The following is a 24,902-nucleotide window of genomic DNA, read 5'->3' on the forward strand; positions in this document are numbered from 1 at the left end:
ATCTTGCTAATGCCGTGCGTGGTCATTCGCCTCTAGCAGGTTTCGATCGCGTCTTGATGAGCGTGCGCTTCGACGCGCCAAGCAAAACGCCGACACCGCGGCTATTCTGGCTTCCTGAATTTCAAGATGAAGTCGCCGGGTGCGCTGCCGGCCGTCGCGGCCTGCGGCTGGTCGAGGCCGGTGTCATCTTCTTCGCCGCGCATACGACCTGCGGCATCAAGCACAAAGCCGGCCTGCTGGAAGTCGCGTTTGACGCTCGCTGAATCACGGCCGGCTCCGACGCCCGTTTCGACAGACGGTTGGACGACACCGGCGATGCCACCGGGTCGCAGGGCGATCAACAGCTTGTTGAGGAATGCACTCACACCAGGATTCGAGGCGCCGGGTGCAGCCGCGTCCGACGGCAACTGCTCGTACGCAAGATGAAGCAAGACGAAATCGAGGCTGCCCGGCGCCAGCCGGACCGTCGAGGGTTCGGCGGCGAGAAGCGCCAGGTTGGGGGCGCGGCCGATGGCATCGCTCAACCTCGACCGCGCGACTGCATCCTGAATCACGGCGCGGCGAACGAGTTCGGTGACCCTTCCCCCGGGTCCGACCGCAGCTCCGACGATTTCACCAAAATATCCGGGATCGTGCTCGACGATGAACACCCGGACGCCGCGCGTCAGGCCGAGAAAGGTGAGCACGTCGGCAGGGTGATATTGATCGTCGAGGCTGCGCATGACCGACGGCCGTCCTTTGGCGGCCACAGCTGCGGCGATGTCCGCCGGCGCACCGAGCAGATTGGCGTTCGGCGACGGCTTTACCGGGCGTGGGCCGCCGAAAGGGATCGTCACGATCTGCGCAAAGACAGCCGACGAGGCGATGAGAGCAAAGCCGGTCGCACCGTAAGATGCGCGACGAAACCAATCGCGCGTTGAATTCAGGACCGCGCTCGCAAACTGCTTGCTCATTTACACGGCCCTCGCTTCGCTGCCGAGCAGGTCCAATGCGTCTAATGGCGTATGATTACCACCCCGGATCCCGCGATGTTGCCGCACATAGAATGAGTGGCGGTGGTAGCCGCGGGCGGGCGTCGCGCGTTACCCGGTCCTAGCTGCTGGAGCCTTTGCTGATGACCACCGTCGCCGAACTGCTTGTCGAAACCTTGGCGGAGATCGGTGTCCGGCAGGTCTTCGGTGTCGTCGGCGATGCGCTCAACCCCTTTACCGACGCCATCCGCCGCCAGAAGGTCATCGAGTGGATCGGAGTCCGGCATGAAGAAGGCGCGGCGCTGGCGGCGGCCGGGCAGGCCAAGCTGACCGGCCGCCTCGGCGTTTGCTGCGGCACCACTGGGCCGGGCGGCAACCACCTCGTCGCCGGGCTATACGAGGCGCGCAAGGACCATGCGCCGGTGCTGGCGATCTCTGGCGGCGTTCCGACCGAGCTGCGCGGAACCGACTATCTGCAGGAGGACACGCCCGACCTGCTGTTCCGCGATGTCGCGGTGTACACGCAAACGCTGGCGAGCGCCTCGCAGGCCCCGGCGGTGTTCCACCAGGCGATTGCCGAGGCGTATGGTCAGCGCGGCGTCGCCCATATCAGCATCCCGCCCGACGTCTTCGGTGCCAGAGCTCACGGCAAGGTGCCGAGCATGGCGACGCTGCGACCACGCCCCGACGTCGCGCCAGTGCCGTCGGATATCGTTGCACTGCATTCGTTGATCGGCGCGGCGAAGACTGTGACGCTGCTGTGCGGCAATGGCGCGCACGGCGCCGCGCTCGAGCTTGACGCACTGTCGCGGCGCCTGCATGCGCCGTTGGTCCACACTTACCGCGCGCTCGACCTACTCCCGTTCGATCACCCCAATTGGATCGGCGGTCTCGGCCTGATCGGGGGGCGAGCCGGCACCGACGCGGTGATGGACGCCGATCTGCTGCTGATGCTCGGCACCGACTATCCCTATGTCGAGTATCTGCCCAAGCACGGCCATGTCGTTCAGATCGACGAGCGCGCCTTTGCCCTTGGCCGCCGCACGCCGGTCGAGCTTGGCATCGTCGGATCGGTTCGCCCGGCGATTTCGATGCTGCTCGAAGACCTGCCGCAGCGTGCCGACACCGGCTTCCTCGATGAAGCCAACAAAGCGCGGCGTAGCTGGGCCACGATGCTTGACGAGAAGGCCGACCCGGCACGAAGCAGCGACCTGATCCATCCGCAAGCAGTGGCGCGACTGGCGAGCGACATGGCCGATGACGACGCGGTGTTCGTTACCGACACCGGCGAAGTCACGCTATGGGCGGGCAACTGGATGCGGCCGCGCGGGTTGCAGCAGATCACCGGGTCGTTCAACAACGCTGCAGTTGGCACCGGGCTTGGGATCGCCAATGGCGTGCAGCTTCTCGACCGCGACCGGCAGGTGATCCTCCACGCCGGCGACGGTGGCTTCACCATGCTGCTCGGCGAATTCATGACGACCGTCGAGCATGGTCTCGCGGTCAAGGTCATCGTTTACGATAACGGCGGCTGGGGCCTCGTGCACTTCGAGCAGGAGGGTGCCGGCAACCCCGCGACGAAGGGCGCGAACTTTCCGAACATCGACTTTGCTGCCTTCGCCCGGGCATGCGGGGTCAAGGGCTTCACCGCGCGCGATCCCGCGATGCTGGCGGCGACGATGCGCGAGTTCCTCGCCACGCCCGGCCCGGCGATCCTGCACGCCGTCATCAATCCTGATGAGATTCCGGCCATGCCGCACATCAAGCTCGATCAAGCCTTCAAGTTCGGCATTGCCAAGGTCCGGGAGAAACTGTTCGCGGCGCGCTGATCGATGAACGAGGCGTCGCTGCGCAGCCTGTCTATCGCTGCATCTGCATGACCTGATCCATCGGGAGCATGTTGTGATTCAGATTGGTCATGATGAACAATGACCCGGCAATGATCAGGAACACGATCAACAGCCCGAACGCGAGCGCCAATGTCGTATTGGTGCTGTCGGGGCCGGTGTTGACGTGAAGAAAGAACACGAGGTGGACGCCCATCTGCGCGATCGCCAGCACGATGAGGCCCATCGGGATCCCCGGCGTCCAGATCAGCGGGCTGTGGACGATATAAAAGGAGACTGCGGTCATCCCGACGGCGAGCACGAGGCCTATAGCGTAGCCCCGCACGGCGCTGCCGACGTCACTGGCTTCAGGCCGCTTGTCGCCGGGCGCTGTTTCCGGCTTTCTGCGCTGCGGCCCGTTCATGTGGCAACTCCGAGCAGATATACGACGGTAAACAGCGCCACCCAGATGATGTCGAGCGCGTGCCAGAACAGCGTGAAGCACAGGATGCGGTGCATGATGTCCTCGCGAAACCCCTTGGCGAAGACCTGCGCGACCATCGTCAGCAGCCACAGCAGCCCGATCGTGACGTGGAGCCCATGACAGCCGACGAGCGCGAACAGCGCCGACAGGAAGGCGCTGCGATCGGGGCCGGCGCCGCGCGCGACCAGCTGGGTCAGCTCGTTGACTTCGATCCCGACGAACGCCGCCCCGAGCACGAAGGTCGCCGCCATCGCAACGGTGAACCAGAGTTTGTTGCGGACATCGGCAGCAATGCTCGCAAGGCCGCAGGTAAAGCTCGACACCAATAGGCAGCCGGTCTCGATCGCGGTCGTCTGCAGGTCGAACAGCTGGCGGCCGCTCGGACCGCCGGCGGTCGCGCCCGACAGCACCGCATAAGCGGCGAAGAAGCCGGCGAACATGATGATATCGCTGACGAGGAAGATCCAGAAGCCGTACGCGACGACGATGCGGACCGGGGCGACACCGCCTTCGGGTACATCGCCGGCGGCGGTTGCCGTAGCGGCACTCACGCGACTTCTCCCACGAGCGTGCTGCGGCGCGATGCACGTGACGCCTGTTCCCGCTGCTTCAGTTCCGCGACGGAAATCTCGTCCTCGGTCTGATCACGCCACGCGAACACAACGAAGGTGGCGAATGCGCCGAGCCCGCCGAGGATGACCATCCACCAGATATGCCAGATCAGCGCAAAGCCCATCACGGTCGCGAAGAACGCGCAGACGATGCCGGTCGCCGTGTTCCGCGGCATCACGAAGGCAGCGAGCACTGGCGGCGTGTCTTCGCGCGCGTGCTGCTTCATTGCCCAATAGGCATCCTCGCCGGAGACTTCGGGCAGGACCGCGAAATTATAACTCGGCGGCGGCGAGGTCGTCGCCCATTCGAGTGTCCGACCGTCCCACGGGTCGCCAGTCGTATCGCTCAGCGCCTCACGCCGCCGGATGCTGACGACGAGCTGGGCAATCATCAGGACGATGCCGATCGCGATCAGCCCGGCTCCGGCGCCCGCGACGAGTAGCCACGGACGCCAAGCCGGAACGTCGTAATGCTGCATCCGCCGGGTCATGCCGAGGAAGCCAAGGACATACAGAGGCATGAACGCGACATAAAAGCCGACCAGCCAGAACCAGAACGCCGCCTTGCCGAGCCCGGCATGAAGCTTGAAACCGAACGCCTTGGGGAACCAGTAGTTGTAGCCGGCAAAGCCGCCAAACAGCACGCCGCCGATGATGACATTGTGGAAGTGCGCGACAAGGAACAGGCTGTTGTGGAGCAGGAAGTCGACCGGCGGTAGCGCGAGCAAAACGCCGGTCATGCCGCCGATCACGAAGGTGATGATGAACCCGACCGCCCATAATAGTGGGGGCTCGTAGCGGAGGCGGCCGCCGTACATCGTGAACATCCAGTTGAACACCTTGACCCCGGTCGGGACCGCGATGATCGTCGTCATGATCCCGAAGAAGGCATTGACGTTCGCTCCCGCTCCCATCGTGAAGAAGTGATGGAGCCAGACGGTGAAGGCGAAGATGCAGATCACCATCGTCGCGAGCACCATCGAACGGTAGCCGAACAGCGGCTTGCTCGAAAACGTCGCGATGACTTCGGAAAAGATGCCGAACGCGGGCAGGATCAGGATGTAGACCTCGGGGTGGCCCCATGCCCAGATCAGGTTCATGAACATCATGACGTTGCCGCCGGCTTCGTTGGTGAAGAAGTGAAAGCCGAGGTAGCGGTCGAGCAGGAGCATCGCGAGCGTCGCGGTCAGGATCGGAAACGCCGCAATGATCAGCAGGTTCGACGCCAGCGACGTCCAGCAGAACATCGGCATCCGCATCAGCCCCATCCCCGGCGCGCGGGTCTTGAGGATTGTCGTCACGAGGTTGATACCCGACAGCAATGTCCCGATGCCTGATATCTGTAGGGCCCACAGATAATAATCGACGCCGACGCCGGGCGAATACGCGAGTTCCGACAGCGGCGGATACGGCAGCCAGCCGGTGCGAGCGAATTCGCCGACGACGAGCGAGATGTTGACCAACAACGCACCGGTCGCGGTCAGCCAGAAGCTGACCGAGTTGAGCGTCGGGAAAGCGACGTCGCGGATGCCGAGTTGCAGCGGCACGACGAAGTTCATCAGCCCGATCATGAACGGCATCGCGACGAAGAAGATCATGATCGTGCCGTGCGACGAGAAGACCTGGTCGTAATGCTCGGGTGGCAGGTAGCCGGGCGCGTTGAGCGCCATCGCCTGCTGCGCTCGCATCATGATCGCATCGGTGAACCCGCGCAGCAGCATGACGAGCGCAAGCAGGGTATACATCACGCCGATCCGCTTATGGTCGACGCTGGTGATCCACTCATCCCAGATATACGGGAAATAGCCCTTCACCACAACCCAGCCGATGACGCCGAGGATGACGAGGCCGACGACGAGCGACGCGAAGATCGGCAGCGGCGAGTCGAGCGGAATCGCCGCCCATGACAGTCTACCCAGCATGCTTGATCTCCTCGCGCGGGGACGCGGTATCGGCTTTTGGCCCCGGACCCGGCGGCAGCTTTTGCCGCACGATGTCGTCGAACAGGCCCGGTGACGCCCGGGCGTAGACGAACGGCTTGTTGTCGATGCTCTGCCGCGCCAATTGCTGATACGCCGTCGCGTCGAGCACGGTCGTCCCGCGCCCTGCCGTCGCGGCCCATTGGGCAAACTGCTCGGGCGTGACCGCGTGCAGCTTGAAATGCATCCCCGGGAAACCGTCGCCATTATAGTGCGACGATCGTCCGTCGAAGTCGCCCGGGCGATCGGCCATCAGGTTGAGCTGGGTCGCCATGCCGTTCATCGTGTAGATCATGCTGCCGAGCTGCGGCACGAAGAACGCGCTCATCACGCTCGCCGAGGTCAGGCGAAAATGGACCGGGGTGCCGGCGGGTACGACGAGGTCGTTGACCGCGGCGACGCCCTGCGCGGGATAGATGAACAGCCATTTCCAGTCGAGCGAGACGACCTCGACCTCGAGCGGCTTGACCGTCGAGCGGAGCGGCTGCGTGGGATCGAGCGCATGCGAGCCGCTCCAGATCACGCCGCTGAGCAGCAGGATCGTCATAAGCGGGATCGACCAGACGACAAGCTCGATCCGCCCGGAGAACACCCATTGGGGGCGGTAGGTCGCGCGGGTGTTCGACGCCCTGAACCACCATGCCACGACCAGCGTCGCGAGGATCGTCGGCACGACGATGGCGAGCATGATCGCGAGCGCGTTGTACAGGATGATAGTCTCGGCCGACCCGACCGGCCCTTTCGGATCGAGCACGACCGAGCTGCACCCGGTCACGCCGAATGAGGCAAGAACTGCCAGCACGCGCAACACGGCGATGGCGCGCTCAGCTGCAGGGCTGCCGGTTTGCGGTCGATCCATGTCCGCTCTCCAGTTTGCCAGCGGCAAGCGCGCGCCGCCACATGCGCCGCCCTGTCCCATGCAGCAAGTCAAAGGCGCGGGTGCGTCACTCAGGCTGCAGCTTCGCAGCCCGGACGACTATCCAGCAGCGTGCTACCGCGCTTTGTATATCCTTATGCGCACCGCAGGCTTTCCTTCAATCTTCGCGCCCTCGAGCGTCCCCCAATAAGCGCCGTCGTTCAGCCACGCATAGCGTCCGAGAGGTGCTTCGAAGGTCGGTACGGTGATCAGCCGCGCGCCCGGTTCGGCGAGATCGCGGCATGAGGTACCTTTATTGGCGATGTTGATGACCGCGCCGTCATCGGTGCGGAGCATGTAATTGGCTTCGAGCTTGAAGCAGCCGCCAGTCGTCGCAAGCTGCCAGTCCCAGCCTCCGGGCATAATCGTCCCGCGAAGCCGGGGGCCCTCGAAGGTCCCGCCCGTGATCGGCACGATGTTCCGTCCACCCAGCGGCGTCTCGCCGACTTTTACATCAATCGCGAGCGTCACCACCTCCTCAAACACAAATTCGGCCACCGGGGGCTGGTCGGCGTGAGGCGTCAGCGCGACGGCATTTCCCGGCAATCCTGCAGCGACGAGCGTACTCAGCACGATCGATCGGCGAATCACACTCTTCCCTCCCGGAACCGCAAAACCGAGCTTATGATTCGGCAAAAGCAGACTGTCGTCAAAGCTTTGATGATCGATTACCGCTGTAGGCGACAAACGAACGGGGACCGGTCGATGAAGGCATTTTCGATAGCGGCATTGGTCACGACTGGTGCTGTCACCCTTACCATGCCGGCGTTGGCCCAATCCGACGCCGTCCAGGACCGCGCGGTTGCGCTGGTCGCGAAGATGACGACCGCGGAAAAGCTTGCCCTCGTCCACGGCTATTTCCCACCACTGGCCAAGCCGGTTCCGCCGATCGCGATGACGCCGTCGGCGGGGCATATTCCCGGCATTCCGCGGCTCGGCATCCCGACGCTGCGCGAGAGCGACGCGAGCCTTGGGGTCGCCAACCAGATCGAGCAGCGCAAGGGCGACGTCGCTACTGCGCTTCCGGCCGGGCTCGCCACGGCCGCAAGTTTCGACCCCGATCTCGCGTATGCGGGCGGGGCGATGATCGGCGCCGAGGCGCGCGCCAAGACCTTCAACGTGTTGCTCGCTGGCGGAGTCAATTTGACGCGCGATCCGTGGAACGGGCGCAACTTCGAATATCTCGGTGAGGATCCGCTGCTCGCCGGAACAATGGCGGGAGAAGCGATCCGCGGCGTTCAAAGCAACCACATCGTCTCGACGATCAAGCATTATGTGCTCAACTCGCAGGAAACCGGAAGAACGGTGCTCGACGCCCGGATCGACCCTGCGGCGCTCAAGGAAAGCGACCTGCTCGCCTTCCAGCTCGCGATCGAACGCGGCCATCCGGGGTCGGTGATGTGCGCGTATAACCGGATCAACGGCGACTATGCCTGCGAAAACGCGGCGTTGCTGACGGGCGTGCTCAAGAACAACTGGGGCTATCGCGGCTGGGTGATGTCGGACTGGGGGGCGGTTCATTCGACCGACAAGGCGGCGCTCGCCGGGCTCGACCAGGAGTCGGGGCAGGAACTCGACAAAGCGGTGTATTTCGGGACCGCGCTCAGAGACGCGATCGCAGCCGGGCGCGTTCCCGCAACTCGGCTCGACGATATGGTGACGCGGATCCTTCACGGGGTGATCGCCACCGGCCTGCTCGATCATCCCGCACCGGCGTCGCCGCAGCCGATCGATTATGCCGCGCATGCTGCCGTTGCCCAGCGTGCGGCGGAGGAAGGGGCGGTCCTGCTCAAGAACAATGGCGACCTGCTGCCGCTTGCCCGGACCACTCGGCGCATCGTGCTGATCGGCGGCCATGCCGATGTCGGTGTGCTGTCCGGCGGCGGCTCGTCGCAGGTCCGTTCGGTGGGCGGAGCACCGGTCGAAATACCGTTGAAATCGGGGGCCGCGGCATCGTTTGCGCGGGTGACATGGCACGCGTCATCGCCCCTGCTCGCCTTGCGCGCAGCCCTGCCCGGCGCGACGATCACCTATGTCGACGGCAACGATCCGGCGGCGGCCGCAGCCGCTGCGCGCGATGCCGACCTCGCGATCGTCTTTGCGACGCAATGGCAGACCGAGGCGGTCGACGCCAAAACGCTGGCGCTGCCAGACAAGCAAGATGCTCTGATCGATGCCGTCGCGGCGGCGAACCGGCGGACCCTCGTCGTGCTCGAAACCGGCGGCCCCGTCTTGATGCCGTGGCTCGACCGCGTCCCGGCGGTCCTCGAAGCCTGGTATCCAGGGCAGCGCGGCGGCGAGGCGATCGCCCGACTGATCCTTGGCGATGTCAATCCAGCCGGGCGCCTGCCGATCAGCTTTCCTGCCCGTGCCGAGGATGCTCCCCGTCCGGTCGCGCTTGGCCTGGGCGCGCTCAGTGCCGCCGGGGAGAAGGGTGATCTCGCGTCTTTTCCGGTCGACTATGTCGAAGGCGCCGATGTCGGTTACCGCTGGTATCAGCGGCAGAAGCTGCGCCCCGCGTTCCCATTCGGCTACGGCCTGTCGTACACGCAGTTTCGCTACACTGGGCTAAAAGTGGACCCCAAGTCGTCTACGATCAGCTTCGACGTGACCAATACCGGCAAGCGCTCCGGAAGCGACGTCGCGCAGGTCTATGTCGCGGCGACGAGCAGCGCCGGCGTCAGGACCGATCGCCTCGCGGGCTGGAGTCGGTTCACCCTCGCGCCCGGCCAAACGCGGCGCGCCACCGTGAAAATCGAGCCGCGGACCCTCGCCCGCTTCGATCCCGCCGGCCCGGGCTGGGCGATGGATGGCGGCCCGCGCCGGGTCGCCGTCGGACATTTCGCCGGGGATGCATCGCTCGTGACCGAGGCCGACTTCCCTGCGGTCCAATCGAGCCGGTAAGGCGCGCTCGGCCGATTAGGCGGGCGCGGTCATCCACGATCCGCCGACGCAGACGACCGATGGCAGCGCGAGCCAGTCGGGAGCGGTGGCTTCGGTGATGCCCCCGGTCGGGCAGAAGCGCGCCATGCCAAACGGTGCCGACAGCGCCTTCAACGCCGGGATACCGCCGCTCGCGACCGCTGGGAAGAATTTGAAGCGGTCGAGGCCCATGTCGAGCCCGCGCATGATGTCGGCGGCGGTGGCGATGCCGGGCAGGAAAGCGATGCCGCGCTCGATCGCCACGCGGCCGACACGCTCGGTCAGTCCGGGCGAGACGATGAAGCGCGCACCGGCAGCGATCGCGCGGTCGAGTTGGGCTTCGTCGAGGACGGTACCGGCCCCGACGACCGCGCCTTCGACCTTCGCCATCTCGGCGATTGCCTCAAACGCAGCGGGAGTCCGCAGCGTCACCTCGAGCGCGCGGTGACCCGCTGCTACGAGCGCCTCGGCCAGCGGACGTGCCCGCGCGGCATCGTCGATGACGATTACCGGAATGACCGGGGCGAGCCGCATCACGGCGTCGATGTTCATGTGTCGTGCTCCTGCGCGAAGGCGGCGGCGGCCCCGTAGAGACCGGGCTGGGGATAGGTCAGCAGCTTGACCGGGATCGACGCCATCAGCGTCTCGAAACGCCCCTTCGCGACGAAGCGCTGGCGGAAGCCCGATCGCGGTAGATGCCCGGCCAGCCGCAGGCCGAGCCCGCCGGCAATGACGACTCCGCCGAACCCCCCCTGCGTCAGCGCGATATCGCCTGCGACCGCGCCGAGGCTGAGACAGAAACGGTCGAGCGCGGCGGCGGCGAGGGGGTCCTGCCCCGCCAGCGCCGCCGTCCACAGCGCCTGGTCGGTCAAGTCGGGCGTCGTCACGCCCTCGATCACGGCGAGGGTCTTGTAGATCGCCGACAGTCCCGGCCCGGCGACGACGCGTTCGACCGAGACGCGGTTGTGGCGGGCGCGGAGGCGGCGAAGCAGCGCATCCTCGATGCTGTCGAGCGGGGCGAAATCGGGATGCCCGCCCTCGGTCCCGACGACGCGGTAGCCGCCCTGCGACCCCACGAGCATGGCGACGCCGAGCCCGGTGCCGGGGCCGACGATGCTGACGACGGCGGCGGGGGCGAGCGGCTGGTCGGGGCCGCACAGATGCGCGACGCCCTCCTCGCCGAGCGTCGCGACGGCGTGCGCGACCGCGACGAAATCGTTGCACAGCGAATAGCTGTCGACTTCGAGCTTCTCGGGGATCAGCGCCGGGCGGATGATCCACGGGTTGTTGGTCAGCTTGAGGACGTCGCCGCCGACCGGGCAGGCGACCGCGATTGCTGCGGCGCGGGGCAGCGGGCGGCCGATCGCGGTGGCGAACGCGTGCCACGCGAGCTGGAGACTGGCGTGCTCGCTCGCCTTCATCGTGACCTGCGAACTCAATCCGACGACGCGCCCGCCGGCGACTTCGGCGATCGCGAAGCGGGCGTGGGTGCCGCCGATATCGGCTGCGACGACCTCCACTATAGTCCTGCCGCCGCAAGCATCGCCGACGCGCCATGCTCGGCGTCGTCGCTGCCGGCGCGCATCATCGCGAACAACTCGCGACCGGTGCCGATGATCGGAGGCGGCATCGCCGCCGGGGTTCGCGCCGCGAGGATCTCCGCGTCGACGTGCACCGCAAGCGTTCCGTCGACCCCGCACAGCCGGACGATGTCGCCGTCCTCGATCCGCGCGAGTGGACCGCCGAGTGCCGCCTCGGGGTGGATGTGGATCGCCGCCGGCACCTTGCCGCTCGCGCCCGACATGCGGCCGTCGGTGACGAGCGCGACGCGAAAGCCGCGGTCCTGGAGGACGCCGAGCGCCGGAACCAGTTTGTGAAGCTCGGGCATGCCGTTGGCGCGGGGGCCCTGGAAGCGGACGACGACGACGACATCGCGGTCGAGCTCTCCCGCCTTGAACGCGGTGACGACGTCGTTCTGGTCGGAGAAAACCCGCGCGGGGGCCTCGATCGTCCAGCGCTCGGGAACCACCGCACTCGTCTTGAACGTCGCGCGGCCGAGGTTGCCCTCGACCAGCCGCATCCCGCCTTCGGGCGCGAACGGGCTGGTCGCGCTGCGCAGGATGACCGGGTCGCGCGATTCGACGGGGGCGCTGCGCCACGCCAGTGCCTCGCCGTCGAGGATCGGCTCGCGCGCATAATCGTCGATCCCGTCGGCCATCGTCACGACGTCGTGGAGCAGCCCTGCGTCGCGCAAGGTGCGGATGGTGAAGGCCATGCCCCCGGCGGCGTGGAAGCGGTTCACGTCGCCGTCGCCGCTCGGATAGATCCGCGCGATCAGCGGCACGACCGACGACAGCTTGTCGAGATCTTCCCAGTCGATGACGATCCCGGCGGCACGAGCGATCGCGGGGAGATGGATGGCGTGGTTGGTCGACCCGCCCGTCGCAAGCAGGCCGACCGCGGCGTTGACGATCGCGCGCTCGTCGATGCAGCGCCCGAGCGGACGATAGTCGTTGCCGCCATGGCCGACCGCCGCCAGCCGGTGGACCGCGGCGCGGGTGAGTTCCTGACGCAGCTTGGTCCCGGGATTGACGAAGGCGGCTCCCGGGACGTGGAGCCCCATCACCTCCATCATCATCTGGTTCGAATTCGCCGTGCCGTAGAAGGTGCAGGTGCCCGGCGAATGATAGCTCGCCGCCTCGGCATCGAGCAGCTCGGCCTTGGTCGCCTTGCCCTCGGCGAACAACTGGCGGACGCGCGCCTTTTCCTTGTTCGGCAGCCCCGACGGCATTGGCCCGGCCGGGATCAGGATCGTCGGCAGGTGCCCGAAGCGCAGCGCGCCGATCAGCAGCCCGGGGACGATCTTGTCGCAGATGCCAAGCAGCGCGACGCCTTCGAACATGCCGTGGCTCAAGGCGACCGCGGTCGACAGCGCGATCGTGTCGCGGCTGAACAGCGACAGCTCCATGCCGACCTGCCCTTGGGTGACGCCGTCGCACATCGCCGGAACCCCGCCCGCGACCTGCGCCGTCGCCCCCGCCTCGCGGGCGAAAATCTTGATCTGCTCAGGGTAGCGCCCGTACGGCTGATGCGCCGACAGCATGTCGTTGTACGCGGTGACGATGCCGATGTTCATCGCCCGGCCGCCGCGAATCGCCGGCTTGTCGCCTTCGGCGGCGGCGAAGCCGTGGGCGAGGTTGCCGCACGACAGCGCCGGGCGGTCGAGCCCCCGGTCGGCTTCGCGGTCGATCAGCGCGAGATAGGCGGCGCGTCCGGCGCGGCTGCGCTCGATGATGCGGTCGGTGACGGCGGCGACGGTCGGGTGAAGGCTCATGCCGGGCTCCAGAACGCGGTAACGGGGGCCAGCCTGAGCAGCCGCGCGACCGGCAGGTCGTTGGCTCCGGCGACAGTGGCTTCGAGGAGCGACCGCTTCGCCGCCCCGCGGATGACGAGCATGATCGCGGCGCTGTCGGCGATCGCGGCGAGGTTGAGCGTCAGCCGATCGAACGGCGCCTCGGGGGGCAGCGGCTCGGGGGTCACGTCGATCACTGCAGGAGCTGCGGCGGGATCGGGATTGGCGCTGGGGAACAGCGACGCGACATGCCCGTCGCCGCCCATGCCCAGCCATATAAGGTCGAAACGCGGCACCGGCAGGTCGGGCGACAGCGGCTCGATCGTCGCGCCCGTCGCGCCGAACGCCGCGCGCAACTGGCCGACATTGCTCGCGGGATGGTCGTGCGGCACGCGGCGCTCATCGCCCGGCATGATCGTCACCTTGTCCCACGGCAGCAGCATCGCGGCGAGGCTCGTGAATATCGGGGCGGGGGTCGAACCGCCGGGCAGGCACAACGTGACCGGGCCGGTCCGGGAAACGACTGCGGCGACGGCCTCGACGACCGCGGCATCGCTGCCGTCGGCCGCCCAGCGCAGGTCAGTCATGCCAGCTGACCCCGTCGCGTTCGGCGAGGCCGATCGCCGCCGACGGCCCCCACGACCCGGCACCATATGGCCGCGGCGTCATGCCTTTCTTGGTCCAGCCATCGCGGATCGCGTCGATCCACGTCCATTGCGCCTCGACCTCGTCGCGGCGGACGAATAGCGTCGGGTCGCCACCGATCAAGTCGAGCATCAGGCGCTCGTAGGCGATCCGGCGGCGGACGTCGGCGAATGCGTTCGCCAGCCCGATGTCGAGCGGGACTTCGCGCAGGTGCAGGCCGTCGCGGTCGAGCCCAGGGGTCTTCGCCATGATCGTCAGCCGGATATTCTCGTCGGGCTGGAGCCGGATGATCAGCCGGTTGGGCTTGAGATCGGCCGACGCCTTGGCGCCCTCGAAGATCGAATGCGGCACCGCCTTGAACTCGATCGTGATCTCCGACTGGCGCGTCGCCAGCCGCTTGCCGGTCCGCAGATAGAAAGGCACGCCCTTCCACCGCCAGTTGTCGATATGCGCCTTCAGCGCGACGAAGGTCTCGGTGTTCGACGGACGGCCGAGCTCGTCGGCATAGCCCGCCACTGGCTGCCCGCCCGCCGCGCCCGCGCCATATTGGCCGACGACGCTGCACGTCTCGACCGTGCCGGCATCGATCGGGCGGAGCGAGCGCAGCACCTTGACCTTCTCGTCGCGGACCGACGCCGCGTCGAACCGCGCCGGTGGCTCCATCGCGACGAGCGCAACAAGCTGCAGCATGTGGTTCTGCACCATGTCGCGCAGCGCGCCCATGCCGTCGTAATAATCGCCGCGGCTTTCGAGCCCGACGGTCTCCGACACTGTGATTTGGACGTGATCGATCCCGGCGGCATTCCACAGCGGCTCGAACAGGACGTTGCCGAAGCGCAGCGCGATCAGGTTCTGCACCGTCTCCTTGCCGAGATAATGGTCGACGCGGAAGGTCCGCTCCTCGGGGAAGACGTGCGCGACCTGGTCGTTGATCGCCTGGCTCGACGCAAGGTCGTGGCCGAGCGGCTTTTCGAGCGCGAGGCGGACGTTGGCCCCGGCAAGACCCGCGGCGGCCAGCCCGGCAATCGTCGAGCCGAACAGCGACGGCGCGGTAGACAGGAAGATCGACAGGCTCTGCGTCGACCCGACGGCGGTCGCGAGAGCACCGAAGCCATCGGCCTTGGTCGCATCGAGCGCGACATAATCGATCCGGTCGAGGAAGCGCGCGACCAATGCCGGTTGAAGCCGGTCGGCATCGACATGCGCCGCCAGCGCCTCGGCGGCGATCGCGCGGTATGCTGCCGAATCCATCACGCTCCGCGCGGTCGCGACAATACGGAAGCCCTCGGGCAGGAAGTCGTCGGCGTCGAGGCCGAACAGCGACGGTAGCAGCATCCGATGGGCGAGGTCGCCGGTAGCCCCGAACAGCAGCAGGACGGGCGAGGATGCTGAGGCGTTGGTCATGGAGCGCTTGGTAGCGCTACCTGCGACTTATTGAAACAACCTGTGACCCAACTCTCGCGTGGCAATTCGATGACGGTGCCCGAGCGCAATGGTCGATCCGACAGAGAGTCGCCTTGACTCGATCCGAACGAGTCCCGCAAATAGAACATAACATGAACTTAGTTTGCCCTTCCCCTCCCGAGTCGCCTTCCCGACTCACGACCGGTGCCGTCTTCGCAGACGCGCGGCTCGGGAAGGGACTGCTGCGCGCGGCATTGCACGAGGTGTTCGCCACCGTGCCTGCCGACAGCGCCGCCGCCGCCGGTTTCGCTGTGTTGCTTGCTTTGCGCGCATCGCCGGACCGGCCGATTTTCTGGGTCCGCGACGCGCGCACCGTCCGCGAAGCCGGACGCCTTTACGGCGCGGGTCTGGTCGAGCTTGGCGCCGACCCCGATTCGATCATCCTCGTCCACGCCGACACGACGCGCGGCGTCCTCCAGGCTGCTGCCGACACCGTCAAATGCGCCGCGATCAGCACCGTCGTCATCGAGCCTTGGGCACAGGCCGCCGAGTTCGGCCTGACCGAATCGCGACGCATCGCCTTCGCCGCCGCGCGGTCGGGCGTGACGGCGCTCGTCCTCCGCAGTGGTGCCCAGCCCGTGCCGAGCGCTGCCGAAACGCGGTGGGCGGTATCGTCCGCGCCATCAGCGACACTTGCCGCCAATGCGCCGGGGCATCCGGCGTTCGATATCAGCCTGCTGCGGCATCGCGGCGGCATTGCCGGATTCGAGGCCCGGGTGGAGTGGGACCGTGACCGTCGAGCCTTTTACGATGCGCCGCTACCTCGCGCTGTACCTGCCGTTCCTGCCGTCGGAACGCGCGATACGCAGCGGCGCCGCGCCGCGTGACACCCCCTTCGTCCTCGTCGAGAAAGCCGGCGGTGCGATGCGCGTCGCCGCGGTCGATGCGGCGGCGGCGGCACTCGGGATCCCCCCGGGGCTAACGCTAACCGACGCACGCGCGCGCATCCCCGACCTCGTCGCGGTGGCACACGATCCCGCCGCCGACATGGCCTTGCTCGACTGGCTCGCCGACGCCTGCGACCGCTACTCGCCGACCGTCGCGACCGACCCGCCGCGCGGCGTGGTCATCGACATCACCGGCTGCATTCATCCGTTTGGCGACGAGGCGGGGCTCGCCGCCGATCTGCGCCACCGGGTCGAGCGCCAGGGGCTGAGCCTGACGACCGCGCTCGCCGATACCCCCGATGCAGCGAAAGCGCTCGCGGCGTTCGGGGTCAGAAGCGTTGACGCTCTGCCGGTCGCAGCGTTGCGGGTCGATGCCGAAATCCATCAGGCGCTGCGGCGCGCCGGGCTCAAGACGATCGCCAGCCTCGCCCGGCGACCGCGTGGACCGCTCGCGGCGCGCTTCGGCGTAGCGACGACGAACGCGCTCGAACGCTTGCTCGGCGAGGCCGATCCGCGGATCACCCCGCGCCGCCACCCGCCTGAGATCGCGGTCGAAACCCGCTTCGCCGAGCCGGTGGCGATGACCGAGACCGTCCTTGCCACGCTCGACGCGCTGATGCGGCGGGCGGCCGCCGAGCTGTCCGATCGCAGCCGGGGCGGGCGCCGGTTCGAGGCGGCGCTGTTCCGCAGCGACGGCCATGTTGCGCGCCTATGGATCGACACTGGCCAGCCGACACGCGATGCCGGCGTCCTCGCCCGGCTGTTCCGCGAGCGGATCGACACACTCGCCGACCCGCTCGATCCGGGCTTCGGCTATGACCTGATCCGGCTCGCGGTGCCGGTGACCGAGCCGCTGGTCGCGCAGCAACTCGAACTCGACGGCGGCGCGGTCGCCGATGCCGAGCTTGCGGCGCTGATCGACCGGCTGACGATCCGGCTCGGCCAAGGGCGGGTCCGGCGGTTTCGCGCCGGCGATAGTCATGTCCCCGAACAGGCGGCGTTCGACCTGCCGATCGCCGACACGGCGCCCCCGGTCGCGTGGCAGATCCCCGAGCCCGGCGAGCCGCCGCTGCGTCCGCTCCATTTGTTCGATCCGCCGCAACGAATCGAGGCGATCGCCGAAGTCCCCGACGGCCCGCCGTTTCGCTTTCGCTGGCGGCGGATGCTCCACGAGGTGCGGCGTGCCGAGGGGCCCGAACGGATCGCCGCCGAATGGTGGCGGCACCGGCGCGGCGCGGGGATGACGCGCGACTATTACCGCGTCGAGGACCAGGCCGGGCGGCGCTTCTGGGTGTTCCGCCACGGCCTGTACGGCGTCGAGCGCGCGGTCCCCGAATGGTATCTCCACGGCTTGTTTGCGTGAGCCACATCCAATGAGCGGCTATGCCGAACTCGCCGCCGCGACGAACTTCTCGTTCCTCCACGGCGCGTCGCATCCGTCCGACATGGTCGCCGCCGCGCTCGAACTCGGCCACACCGGCATCGGTATCGCCGACCGCAATACCGTCGCCGGGGTCGTCCGAGCGCATGTCGCGTTGCGCGATGCGCTTGAGGCGGCGGAGCAGCAGCCCGATAAGCCGCCCGACTTCAAGCTGCCCGACTTCAAGCTCATCGTCGGCGCGCGGCTGGTCTTCGCCGACGACACCCCCGACATCATCGTCTATCCGGCGACGCGGCGCGGCTGGGGGCGGCTGACGCGGTTGCTGACGACCGGCAACCTGCGCGCGGTGAAGGGCGACTGCCACCTGTTCGCCGCCGACCTGCTCGATCACCTCGACGACCTCATGCTGATCGTCCTCCCCGGACCCGATCCGGCGGCAATCCTGCCGCGCCTCGCCCGCGCCGCTCCCGGCCGGGTGTGGCTCGGCGCGACGATGCTGCGCGGCGGGCGCGACCGGCGGCGGCTGCGCGCGGCGATCGACCGGGCCGCCGCCGCGCGGGTGCCGCTGATCGCGGTCAACGACGCGCTCTACGCCACTCCGGCGCAGCGCCCCCTCCACGATATCCTGACGTGCATCGCCACGAAGCGGACGATCGCCGATGCCGGGCGGCTGCTCGCGGCGAATGCCGAGCGTCACCTCAAGCCCGAAGCCGAGATGGCGCGGCTGTTCGCCGATGCCCCCGACGCGCTCGCCGAGACCGGCAAGTTGCTCGCCCGGATCGCCTTCACCCTCGACGACCTGCGCTACGAATACCCTCACGAGCCGGTGCCGCCGGGGTACACGCCGCAAGCGTGGCTCGAGGAACTGACGCTGACCAAGGCCGCCAAGCGCTGGCCCGACGGCATCCCGGACAAGGTCGCCAAGCTCCTGACCGACGAGTTCGCGATGATCGCCAGGCTACAGTACGCGGCGTACTTCCTCACCGTCCACGACATCGTCGCCTTCGCCCAGGGTGAGGGGATCCTGTGCCAGGGGCGCGGGTCGGCGGCCAATTCGGTGATCTGCTTCGTCCTCGGCATCACCGCAGTCGATCCGACCAAGCACAGCCTGTTGTTCTCGCGCTTCGTCTCCGAGGAGCGGAAAGAGCCCCCCGACATAGACGTCGACTTCGAGCACGAGCGGCGCGAGGAGGTGATGCAGTATGTCTACCGCCGCTACGGCCGCGAGCGTGCCGGCATCGCCGCGACGGTGATCCATTACCGCCCGCGCAGCGCGGTCCGCGAGGTCGGCAAGGCGCTTGGCCTGACCGAGGACGTCACCAGCCGCCTGACGAGCACCGTCTGGGGTAGCTTCGCCAGCGAACTCGAGCGCCGGCGCGTGCAGGAGACCGGCTTCGACCCCGATGCCCCCGAGATCGCACGGCTCGGCGACTTCGTCGGCCAGATCCTCAAATTCCCGCGCCACCTGTCGCAGCACGTCGGCGGCTTCGTCTTGACCGAGGACCGGCTCGACGAGACCGTGCCGATCCACAATGCGGCGATGGCCGACCGCACCTTCATCGAGTGGGACAAGGACGACATCGACGCGCTCGGGCTGATGAAGGTCGACATCCTCGCGCTCGGCATGCTGAGCTGCATCCGCAAGGCGTTCGCGCTGATCGCGACCCACATCGGCCGCCAATACACGCTCGACAACGTCCCCGACGACGCCCCCGACGTCTATGACATGCTGTGCCTCGGCGACAGCGTCGGGGTGTTCCAGGTCGAAAGCCGCGCGCAGATGAACATGCTGCCGCGGCTGCGTCCGCGTGAACTCTACGACCTCGTCATCCAGGTCGCGATCGTCCGCCCGGGGCCGATCCAGGGTGACATGGTCCACCCCTATCTTCGGCGGCGGCAAAAGCGTGAGGCGGTCGAATATCCCTCGCCGTCACCGCCGCACGACCCGAACGAGTTGCGCGAGGTGCTCGGCAAGACGCTCGGGGTGCCGCTGTTTCAGGAGCAGGCGATGAAGCTCGCGATCGTCGCCGCCGAGTTCACGCCGGTGGAGGCGAACCAGCTGCGCCGGGCGATGGCGACCTTCCGCAACGTCGGCACGATGGACCAGTTCGAGGTGAAGATGGTCGGCGGGATGGTCCGGCGCGGCTATGACGAGGCGTTCGCACGGCGCTGCTACCAGCAGATCGAGGGGTTCGGCAGCTACGGCTTCCCCGAAAGCCACGCGCTCGCCTTCGCCCGGCTGGTTTGGGTGTCGTCGTACCTCAAGTGCCGCTACCCGGCGGTGTTCGCCGCGGCGCTGCTCAACGCCCAGCCGATGGGGTTCTACGCCCCGGCGCAGATCGTCGGCGACGCCCGCGCCCACGGCGTCGATGTCCGCATGATCGACATCAACGCGAGCGACTGGGACAACAGCCTCGACCGCGATGGCAGCAGCGGCGGTTTCGCGGTCCGCCTCGGCCTCCGCCAGATCAGCGGCTTCCGCGAAATATGGGCGGAGCGGATGACCGCCGCGCGGCCGTTCGCCAGCATCGAGGAACTGGCCCGGCGGGCCGACCTGCCGCAGCGCGCGCTCAATCTTCTTGCCGATGCTGATGCCTGCCGTTCGATCGGGCTCGACCGGCGTGCGGCGCTGTGGGAGGCGCGACGCACCCCCGTCGGCACGCTGCCGCTGTTCGCCGCAGCGGATGCCCGCGAGCTCGGGGTCGAGGCCGCCGCCGAACTGCCGCCGATGACCCCGGGCGAGCAGGTCGCCGCCGACTACCAGACGATCCGCCTGTCATTGAAGGCGCACCCGATGGCCTTCCTCCGCCCGGTCTTCGCCGCCGAGGGCGTGGCGAGCTGCGCCGAGACTTCAGGGGCGAAGAACGGCCGCCTGCTTAAAACCGCCGGAATCGTCCTCGTCCGCCAGCGCCCCGGCAAGGGCAATGCGATCTTCGTGACATTGGAGGACGAGACCGGAGTGACCAACGTCGTCATCTGGGCGCGGCTGTTCGAGCGCTACCGCCGCAACATCATGGCGTCGCGGTTGATGCTCGTCGAGGGCGAACTCCAGCGCAGCCCCGAGGGCGTCATCCATCTGATGGCGAGCCGGGTCGAGGACCGCAGCGCAGAACTCGACCGGCTGTCGGAAACCCACGACTGCGAGCCCGAGCAATCGCGCGCGGTCGAGGACCTCCACCCGGGCTACCCCCAGACCCACGGCCACCCGCGCAACCTCCGCGTTTTGCCTAAGTCACGGGATTTCCACTGATTTGTGGGGCCGCCCGTGGTTAAGTTCAAAATAAGTTCACACAAAAGCGCGTGTTTTGATTTTCGCTTTGACCTTCGCCTTTGGTCTTCTTCTTCGACCATCGCGGTTAAAGAGCGAGACGCACTTTCGTTGAAGCAACTGCCGTACCCTCGCACTCGTCATCCCAGCGAAGGCGGGAATGACGACTTTGGAGGTCGTCTCCTTCGAACAAGCCAGCAATGAGAAAGAGCGCTTCTGTCCCGGTGGACAGTCGAGTCGTTGCGCGAAAGTAAGCGGCTTAGCAGGGTGTAGGACAGCGATTTTTTAACGGTCGCCGCGCCTTACTGATGCACTGGGGCGGCGCCGTGCTGATAGCTCGCATTGCGCTGCGCCGCTGCGGCAGCCGCCGCCTGCCGCTTCGCCACGACCGCGCGATGATGGCCATAGGCGCAGCCCGCTGCCGCGCCGAGGATCGCGTGATGACCGGCGAAGTGCCCGGCGGTACCGCCGACCGCGGCCCCGGTCAGGCAGCCCGCGCTGGCGGGAGCGGCAGCGGCGGCGAGCGCGGCTGCGGCGGTCATGGCGAACATCAGCTTCATCGAATCGTCCTCGGTTGGTGTGACCCGCTCAACCCGTTCCGCCCGGATTGGCTCCGGCGTCGCGCCGGCCCTAGGCCATCTTCCCCGGCACCGTCGGGTGCGAACTCGACAGGCCGCCGTCGACCGCGATCGCCTGGCCGTTGATGTAGCTCGCCGCGTCCGACGCGAGGAACAGGGCGACCTCGGCGATCTCCTCGGGTCCGGCGGCGCGGCGCAAGGGATTGAGCTGGCCGAGCTTGTGCTCGGTCCCACGCGCCCGCGCGCCATCGAACCATAACTGCGTCATGCCCGTCTCGGTCAGCCCGGGGCAGACCGCGTTGACCCGTACGCCGGTGCCGGCAAGCTGGTTCGCGGCGGTGGCGACGAGGTTGATTACCCCCGCCTTGCTCGCGCTGTACGGCATCCCGCCCGCGCCCGAGCGGATGCCCGCGACCGAGGCGGTGGCGACGATCGACCCGCGCCCCGCCGGGACCATCACCCGCGCCGCTGCCTGCATCGTCAGGAACACCCCGATCAGATTGACGCGCAGCACGCGCTCCCATTCGTCGACGGTCAGGTCGAGGAACGCTGCCAGCCCGCCGCCGACCCCGGCATTGGCAAAGGCGAAATCGAGCCCGCCGAAGTCGGCGACCGCGCGCGCGACGGCGGCGTCGACGTCGGCCTTGTTACCGACGTCGCCGGTCAGCGCGACGATGTTGACATGGCCGTCGGCGGTGGCGCGGACCGCGTCGGTCAGGTCGAACGCGACGACATTCGCCCCGCGCGCCGCGAACAACCGCGCGGCGGCACGCCCGATGCCGCTGCCTGCCCCCGTGACAAGCGCGATCTTGCCGGTGAAGTCGGTCATGTTTGTTCTCCCCAAAATCTTGCCGTCATCGGCATTATGCTGCCATCGATTTTTACCGTCATCCCCGCGACGGCGGGGACCCATCACCCCGATATTGTAGGTGATGGGTCCCCGCCTTCGCGGGGATGACGCTCATTAAGAAAGCTTCGCACGCATGCGATGAAATCCGCCGTCCGGTCGTGGTGGACCCAGTGGCCGGCGCGGTCGAACAGCTCGACGCGAGCGTTGCGGAACGCCGTGATCCGCCCGTCGACCGCCGGGTTCGAGGCCCAGCTTTCGGCGCCGTAGACGAGCAAGGTTGGGCAGGTGATCCGCCCCCACAGCGCCTGAAGGTCGGCGCAGGGCATGTCTACGGGTGAGAAGCCGCGGATATAATTGTCGAATTTCCAGCTATAGCTGCCATCCTCGTTCTGCAGGACGCCGTGCGCGGTCAGGTGGCGCGCCTGGACCTCGCTCAGATGCTTGTTCTCCGCCATCATCCGGGCGAGTGCCTCGGCGACGCTGGCGTAACGTTTCGGCTGGCGCGCGCTGAGGCCGCGGACCTCGTCAATCCAGTCACGCAGGCGGGTGTCGAAGGTCTTCGCGTCGCGCTTGGCAAGCATCGCCGGGGATGGCCCAAGCCCTTCGATCGCGACGATCTTCGCGACGTTGTCCGGATACAGCCCGGTGTAGCGCAGTGCGATATTGCCGCCGAGCGAATGCGCGACGATCGTCAGCGGCGCGAGCTTCAAGCCGTGGATCAGCTGCGCGAGGTCGTAGACGAATGCCGCCATGCCGTAATTGCCGTCGGGCGACCACGCGCTGTCGCCGTGCCCGCGAAGGTCGGGCGCGATGACGTGCCAATCGCGCGCGAGGTCGGTCGCAACCCAGTCCCAGTTACGGCAATGATCGCGCCCGCCGTGGAGTAGCAGCAGCGGCGGCGCATCGGGATTGCCCCAGTCGACATAATGGAGCCGCAACCGCTGCGAGATGAAATTGTGCGACGTCGGGCAGGGGGTCATGCGATCGCCCAGGTCATGCCGTGATCGCAGATATCACAGTCATCGGAGGGCATCGCCCTATCCATGCATCGGCTCGCTCCCCGCGAGCCACGGCGCGGAGATATCCTCGAGGATGATATCGACGCACTCCGTTTCGATCCGCAGCGTCGGCCCCGCCGCGAAGGCGATCGTCAGCACGTCGCCCTCGATCAGAAACGCGAGCAGGTCGAGCACCGCGATGTCGGGATCGTGCGGCCCAGCCGCGCTCCAACCGCGCCGCTGCACCCGCGTCACGCTCTCGATCCGCAGCGCCGAGCGGACGCGGGTGCGGTCGCCCGTCTCCCAACGGTAGCGATCGAGCAGCAGGACCAGCCGCCGCGCGCGCCGGTCGTAGGCGATCTCGGCAGGGTGGACGATCGCGTCCTGAACGAGCGCCGAGATCAGCGGCACCTCTGCGGCCTCCTGCGCGAGAAGCAGCAGCCGAGTGTCGGCGACCGAGCCGGCATCGTCCATCGGAATCGCGTCATCCATCGGAAATACGCTCGATATCGGCCCCGACCGCCGACAATTTCTCCTCGAGCCGCTCGTAGCCGCGGTCGAGGTGGTAGACGCGGCTGACGACGGTCTCGCCCTTCGCCGCGAGCCCGGCGAGGACAAGGCCCATCGACGCGCGCAGGTCGGTCGCCATAACCTGCGCGCCGACGAGCTCGGTGACGCCGCGGACCACCGCCGATCGCCCGCGGACGGTGATGTCGGCCCCCATCCGCGCGAGTTCGGGGACGTGCATGTAGCGGTTCTCGAAGATCGTCTCTGTCAGCAGCGACGCGCCGTCGGCGACCGACAGCATCGCCATGAACTGCGCCTGCATGTCGGTCGGGAAGCCGGGGTAGGGCGCGGTCGACACCGTCACGCCGTGGAGGCCGTTCGCGCGGCTGACCTTGATGCCGTCGGCGGTCGGCTCGCACGCCAGCCCCGCCTCGCGCAGTGCGTCGAAGGTCGCGCCGAGGCTCGCGGTGTCGGCGCCAACCAATTCAATTTCTCCACCGGTGATCGCCGCGGCGCAGGCGTAGCTGCCGGTCTCGATGCGGTCGGGCATGACGGCGTAGGTCGCGCCGTGGAGCTTGGCGACGCCGGTGATGGTCAATTTCTCGGTGCCGATGCCGTCGATCTTCGCCCCCATCGCGACGAGGCAGTGGCACAGGTCGACGATCTCGGGCTCGCGCGCGGCGTTGTCGATGACGCTGACGCCGTTCGCCAGCACCGCTGCCATGACGACATTCTCGGTCGCGCCGACCGATACGGTAGGGAAGGTGTAGCGCCCGCCCTGCAGCCCCTTCGGCGCGGTCGCCTTGACGTAGCCCGACGCGAGTTCGATGTGCGCGCCCAATGCTTCCAGCGCCTTGAGGTGGAGGTCGATCGGGCGGTTGCCGATCGCGCAGCCGCCGGGCAGCGACACCGTCGCCTCGCCGGCGCGCGCGAGCAGAGGGCCGAGGACGAGGATCGACGCGCGCATCTTGCGGACGATGTCGTACGGCGCGGTGGTCGACGTGATCCGGTTGGCGCGGAAGGTCATCACCCGCCCGAACTCCGACGGGTGCGACCCCTCGATCGTCGTCGACACGCCGTGGCCGTTGAGCAGGTGCCCGAAGGTGTCGATATCGGCGAGGCGCGGCAGGTTGCGCAGCGTCAGTGGCTCGTCGAGCAGCAGCGCGCACGGCATCAGCGTCAACGCCGCGTTCTTCGCGCCCGAGATGTGAATGCGGCCCGACAGCTTGTTGCCGCCGCGAATGACGATCTGGTCCATGCGCC

Annotated in this window: 21 protein-coding genes; 5 read left to right on the top strand and 16 right to left on the bottom strand. The window is 67.5% G+C overall.

Going from position 1 to position 24,902, the window contains the following annotated elements:
- Positions 1-101: 101 nt before the first annotated feature.
- Entirely contained in the window at positions 102-836 is a 735-nt protein-coding gene (locus KZX46_RS05400) for a hypothetical protein (protein ID WP_219775786.1), read from the bottom strand.
- 278 nt (positions 837-1,114) lie between these two features.
- Here KZX46_RS05400 and KZX46_RS05405 point away from each other — a divergent pair, with 278 nt between their 5' ends.
- Positions 1,115-2,800 carry a thiamine pyrophosphate-binding protein gene (locus tag KZX46_RS05405; RefSeq protein WP_226896112.1) on the top strand — a complete coding sequence of 562 codons (1,686 nt, stop codon included), beginning with the start codon at positions 1,115-1,117 and terminating at the stop codon, positions 2,798-2,800.
- Between the two features lie 31 nt (positions 2,801-2,831).
- Here the strand turns inward: KZX46_RS05405 and cyoD are convergent, their stop codons facing one another.
- The 5 genes from cyoD to KZX46_RS05430 form a co-directional block, all read right to left on the bottom strand.
- Positions 2,832-3,221: a cytochrome o ubiquinol oxidase subunit IV gene (gene cyoD / locus KZX46_RS05410; RefSeq protein WP_216709461.1), complete on the bottom strand. Its 390-nt coding sequence runs from the start codon at positions 3,219-3,221 to the stop codon at positions 2,832-2,834.
- Entirely contained in the window at positions 3,218-3,832 is a 615-nt protein-coding gene (locus tag KZX46_RS05415) for a cytochrome (ubi)quinol oxidase subunit III (protein ID WP_226896113.1), read from the bottom strand. The genes cyoD and KZX46_RS05415 overlap by 4 nt, the downstream gene beginning before the upstream one ends.
- On the bottom strand, positions 3,829-5,814 hold the full coding sequence (gene cyoB / locus KZX46_RS05420) for a cytochrome o ubiquinol oxidase subunit I (RefSeq protein WP_219775787.1): 1,986 nt from the start codon (positions 5,812-5,814) through the stop codon (positions 3,829-3,831). The genes KZX46_RS05415 and cyoB overlap by 4 nt, the downstream gene beginning before the upstream one ends.
- Positions 5,804-6,730 (bottom strand): ubiquinol oxidase subunit II, encoded by a 927-nt coding sequence (gene cyoA / locus KZX46_RS05425; protein ID WP_219775788.1) that lies wholly within the window; start codon positions 6,728-6,730, stop codon positions 5,804-5,806. Before cyoA ends, cyoB begins: the two co-directional genes overlap by 11 nt.
- A gap of 132 nt (positions 6,731-6,862) precedes the next feature.
- Complete coding sequence (locus KZX46_RS05430) at positions 6,863-7,639, bottom strand: DUF3237 domain-containing protein (RefSeq protein WP_226896114.1); 777 nt, start codon at positions 7,637-7,639, stop codon at positions 6,863-6,865.
- Here KZX46_RS05430 and KZX46_RS05435 point away from each other — a divergent pair.
- Positions 7,547-9,691, top strand: coding sequence for a beta-glucosidase (locus KZX46_RS05435; protein WP_226896115.1), 2,145 nt, complete (start codon positions 7,547-7,549; stop codon positions 9,689-9,691). The genes KZX46_RS05430 and KZX46_RS05435 overlap by 93 nt on opposite strands.
- A 15-nt stretch (positions 9,692-9,706) precedes the next feature.
- Here KZX46_RS05435 and eda read toward each other — a convergent pair whose 3' ends face one another.
- Genes eda through zwf form a run of 5 tightly spaced genes read right to left on the bottom strand, consistent with a single transcriptional unit; the run spans position 9,707 to position 15,110 of the window.
- The gene (gene eda / locus KZX46_RS05440; protein ID WP_219775790.1) at positions 9,707-10,261 is read right to left on the bottom strand and encodes a bifunctional 4-hydroxy-2-oxoglutarate aldolase/2-dehydro-3-deoxy-phosphogluconate aldolase; all 555 of its coding nucleotides are present in this window, start codon (positions 10,259-10,261) and stop codon (positions 9,707-9,709) included.
- Positions 10,258-11,229 carry a glucokinase gene (glk, locus tag KZX46_RS05445; protein WP_219775791.1) on the bottom strand — a complete coding sequence of 324 codons (972 nt, stop codon included), beginning with the start codon at positions 11,227-11,229 and terminating at the stop codon, positions 10,258-10,260. Before glk ends, eda begins: the two co-directional genes overlap by 4 nt.
- On the bottom strand, positions 11,229-13,043 hold the full coding sequence (gene edd, locus KZX46_RS05450; RefSeq protein WP_219775792.1) for a phosphogluconate dehydratase: 1,815 nt from the start codon (positions 13,041-13,043) through the stop codon (positions 11,229-11,231). Before edd ends, glk begins: the two co-directional genes overlap by 1 nt.
- Positions 13,040-13,648 (bottom strand): 6-phosphogluconolactonase, encoded by a 609-nt coding sequence (locus KZX46_RS05455; RefSeq protein ID WP_219775793.1) that lies wholly within the window; start codon positions 13,646-13,648, stop codon positions 13,040-13,042. The genes edd and KZX46_RS05455 overlap by 4 nt, the downstream gene beginning before the upstream one ends.
- Positions 13,641-15,110 (bottom strand): glucose-6-phosphate dehydrogenase, encoded by a 1,470-nt coding sequence (gene zwf / locus KZX46_RS05460; protein ID WP_219775794.1) that lies wholly within the window; start codon positions 15,108-15,110, stop codon positions 13,641-13,643. The genes KZX46_RS05455 and zwf overlap by 8 nt, the downstream gene beginning before the upstream one ends.
- Before the next feature lie 152 nt (positions 15,111-15,262).
- Here zwf and KZX46_RS22775 point away from each other — a divergent pair, with 152 nt between their 5' ends.
- The 3 genes from KZX46_RS22775 to KZX46_RS05470 are packed head-to-tail and all read left to right on the top strand — an operon-like array spanning position 15,263 to position 20,688.
- The gene (locus KZX46_RS22775; RefSeq protein WP_226896116.1) at positions 15,263-15,997 is read left to right on the top strand and encodes an ImuA family protein; all 735 of its coding nucleotides are present in this window, start codon (positions 15,263-15,265) and stop codon (positions 15,995-15,997) included.
- The gene (locus tag KZX46_RS05465) at positions 15,921-17,420 is read left to right on the top strand and encodes a DNA polymerase Y family protein (RefSeq protein ID WP_226896315.1); all 1,500 of its coding nucleotides are present in this window, start codon (positions 15,921-15,923) and stop codon (positions 17,418-17,420) included. The genes KZX46_RS22775 and KZX46_RS05465 overlap by 77 nt, the downstream gene beginning before the upstream one ends.
- 10 nt (positions 17,421-17,430) lie before the next feature.
- Entirely contained in the window at positions 17,431-20,688 is a 3,258-nt protein-coding gene (locus KZX46_RS05470; RefSeq protein WP_219775796.1) for an error-prone DNA polymerase, read from the top strand.
- A 320-nt stretch (positions 20,689-21,008) separates the two neighbouring features.
- Here KZX46_RS05470 and KZX46_RS05475 read toward each other — a convergent pair whose 3' ends face one another.
- The 5 genes from KZX46_RS05475 to murA form a co-directional block, all read right to left on the bottom strand.
- Positions 21,009-21,266, bottom strand: coding sequence for a hypothetical protein (locus tag KZX46_RS05475; protein WP_219775797.1), 258 nt, complete (start codon positions 21,264-21,266; stop codon positions 21,009-21,011).
- A gap of 70 nt (positions 21,267-21,336) precedes the next feature.
- Positions 21,337-22,113: an SDR family NAD(P)-dependent oxidoreductase gene (locus KZX46_RS05480; RefSeq protein ID WP_219775798.1), complete on the bottom strand. Its 777-nt coding sequence runs from the start codon at positions 22,111-22,113 to the stop codon at positions 21,337-21,339.
- 83 nt (positions 22,114-22,196) lie between these two features.
- Entirely contained in the window at positions 22,197-23,114 is a 918-nt protein-coding gene (locus KZX46_RS05485; RefSeq protein WP_219775799.1) for an alpha/beta fold hydrolase, read from the bottom strand.
- A 57-nt stretch (positions 23,115-23,171) separates the two neighbouring features.
- On the bottom strand, positions 23,172-23,624 hold the full coding sequence (locus tag KZX46_RS05490) for a DUF2948 family protein (protein WP_219775800.1): 453 nt from the start codon (positions 23,622-23,624) through the stop codon (positions 23,172-23,174).
- Positions 23,617-24,897, bottom strand: a complete 1,281-nt coding sequence (gene murA / locus KZX46_RS05495; RefSeq protein ID WP_219775801.1) for a UDP-N-acetylglucosamine 1-carboxyvinyltransferase — start codon at positions 24,895-24,897, stop codon at positions 23,617-23,619. The genes KZX46_RS05490 and murA overlap by 8 nt, the downstream gene beginning before the upstream one ends.
- Between the last annotated feature and the right edge of the window lie 5 nt (positions 24,898-24,902).

Source organism: Polymorphobacter sp. PAMC 29334, from assembly GCF_019431245.1.
GTDB lineage: Bacteria > Pseudomonadota > Alphaproteobacteria > Sphingomonadales > Sphingomonadaceae > Polymorphobacter_B > Polymorphobacter_B megasporae.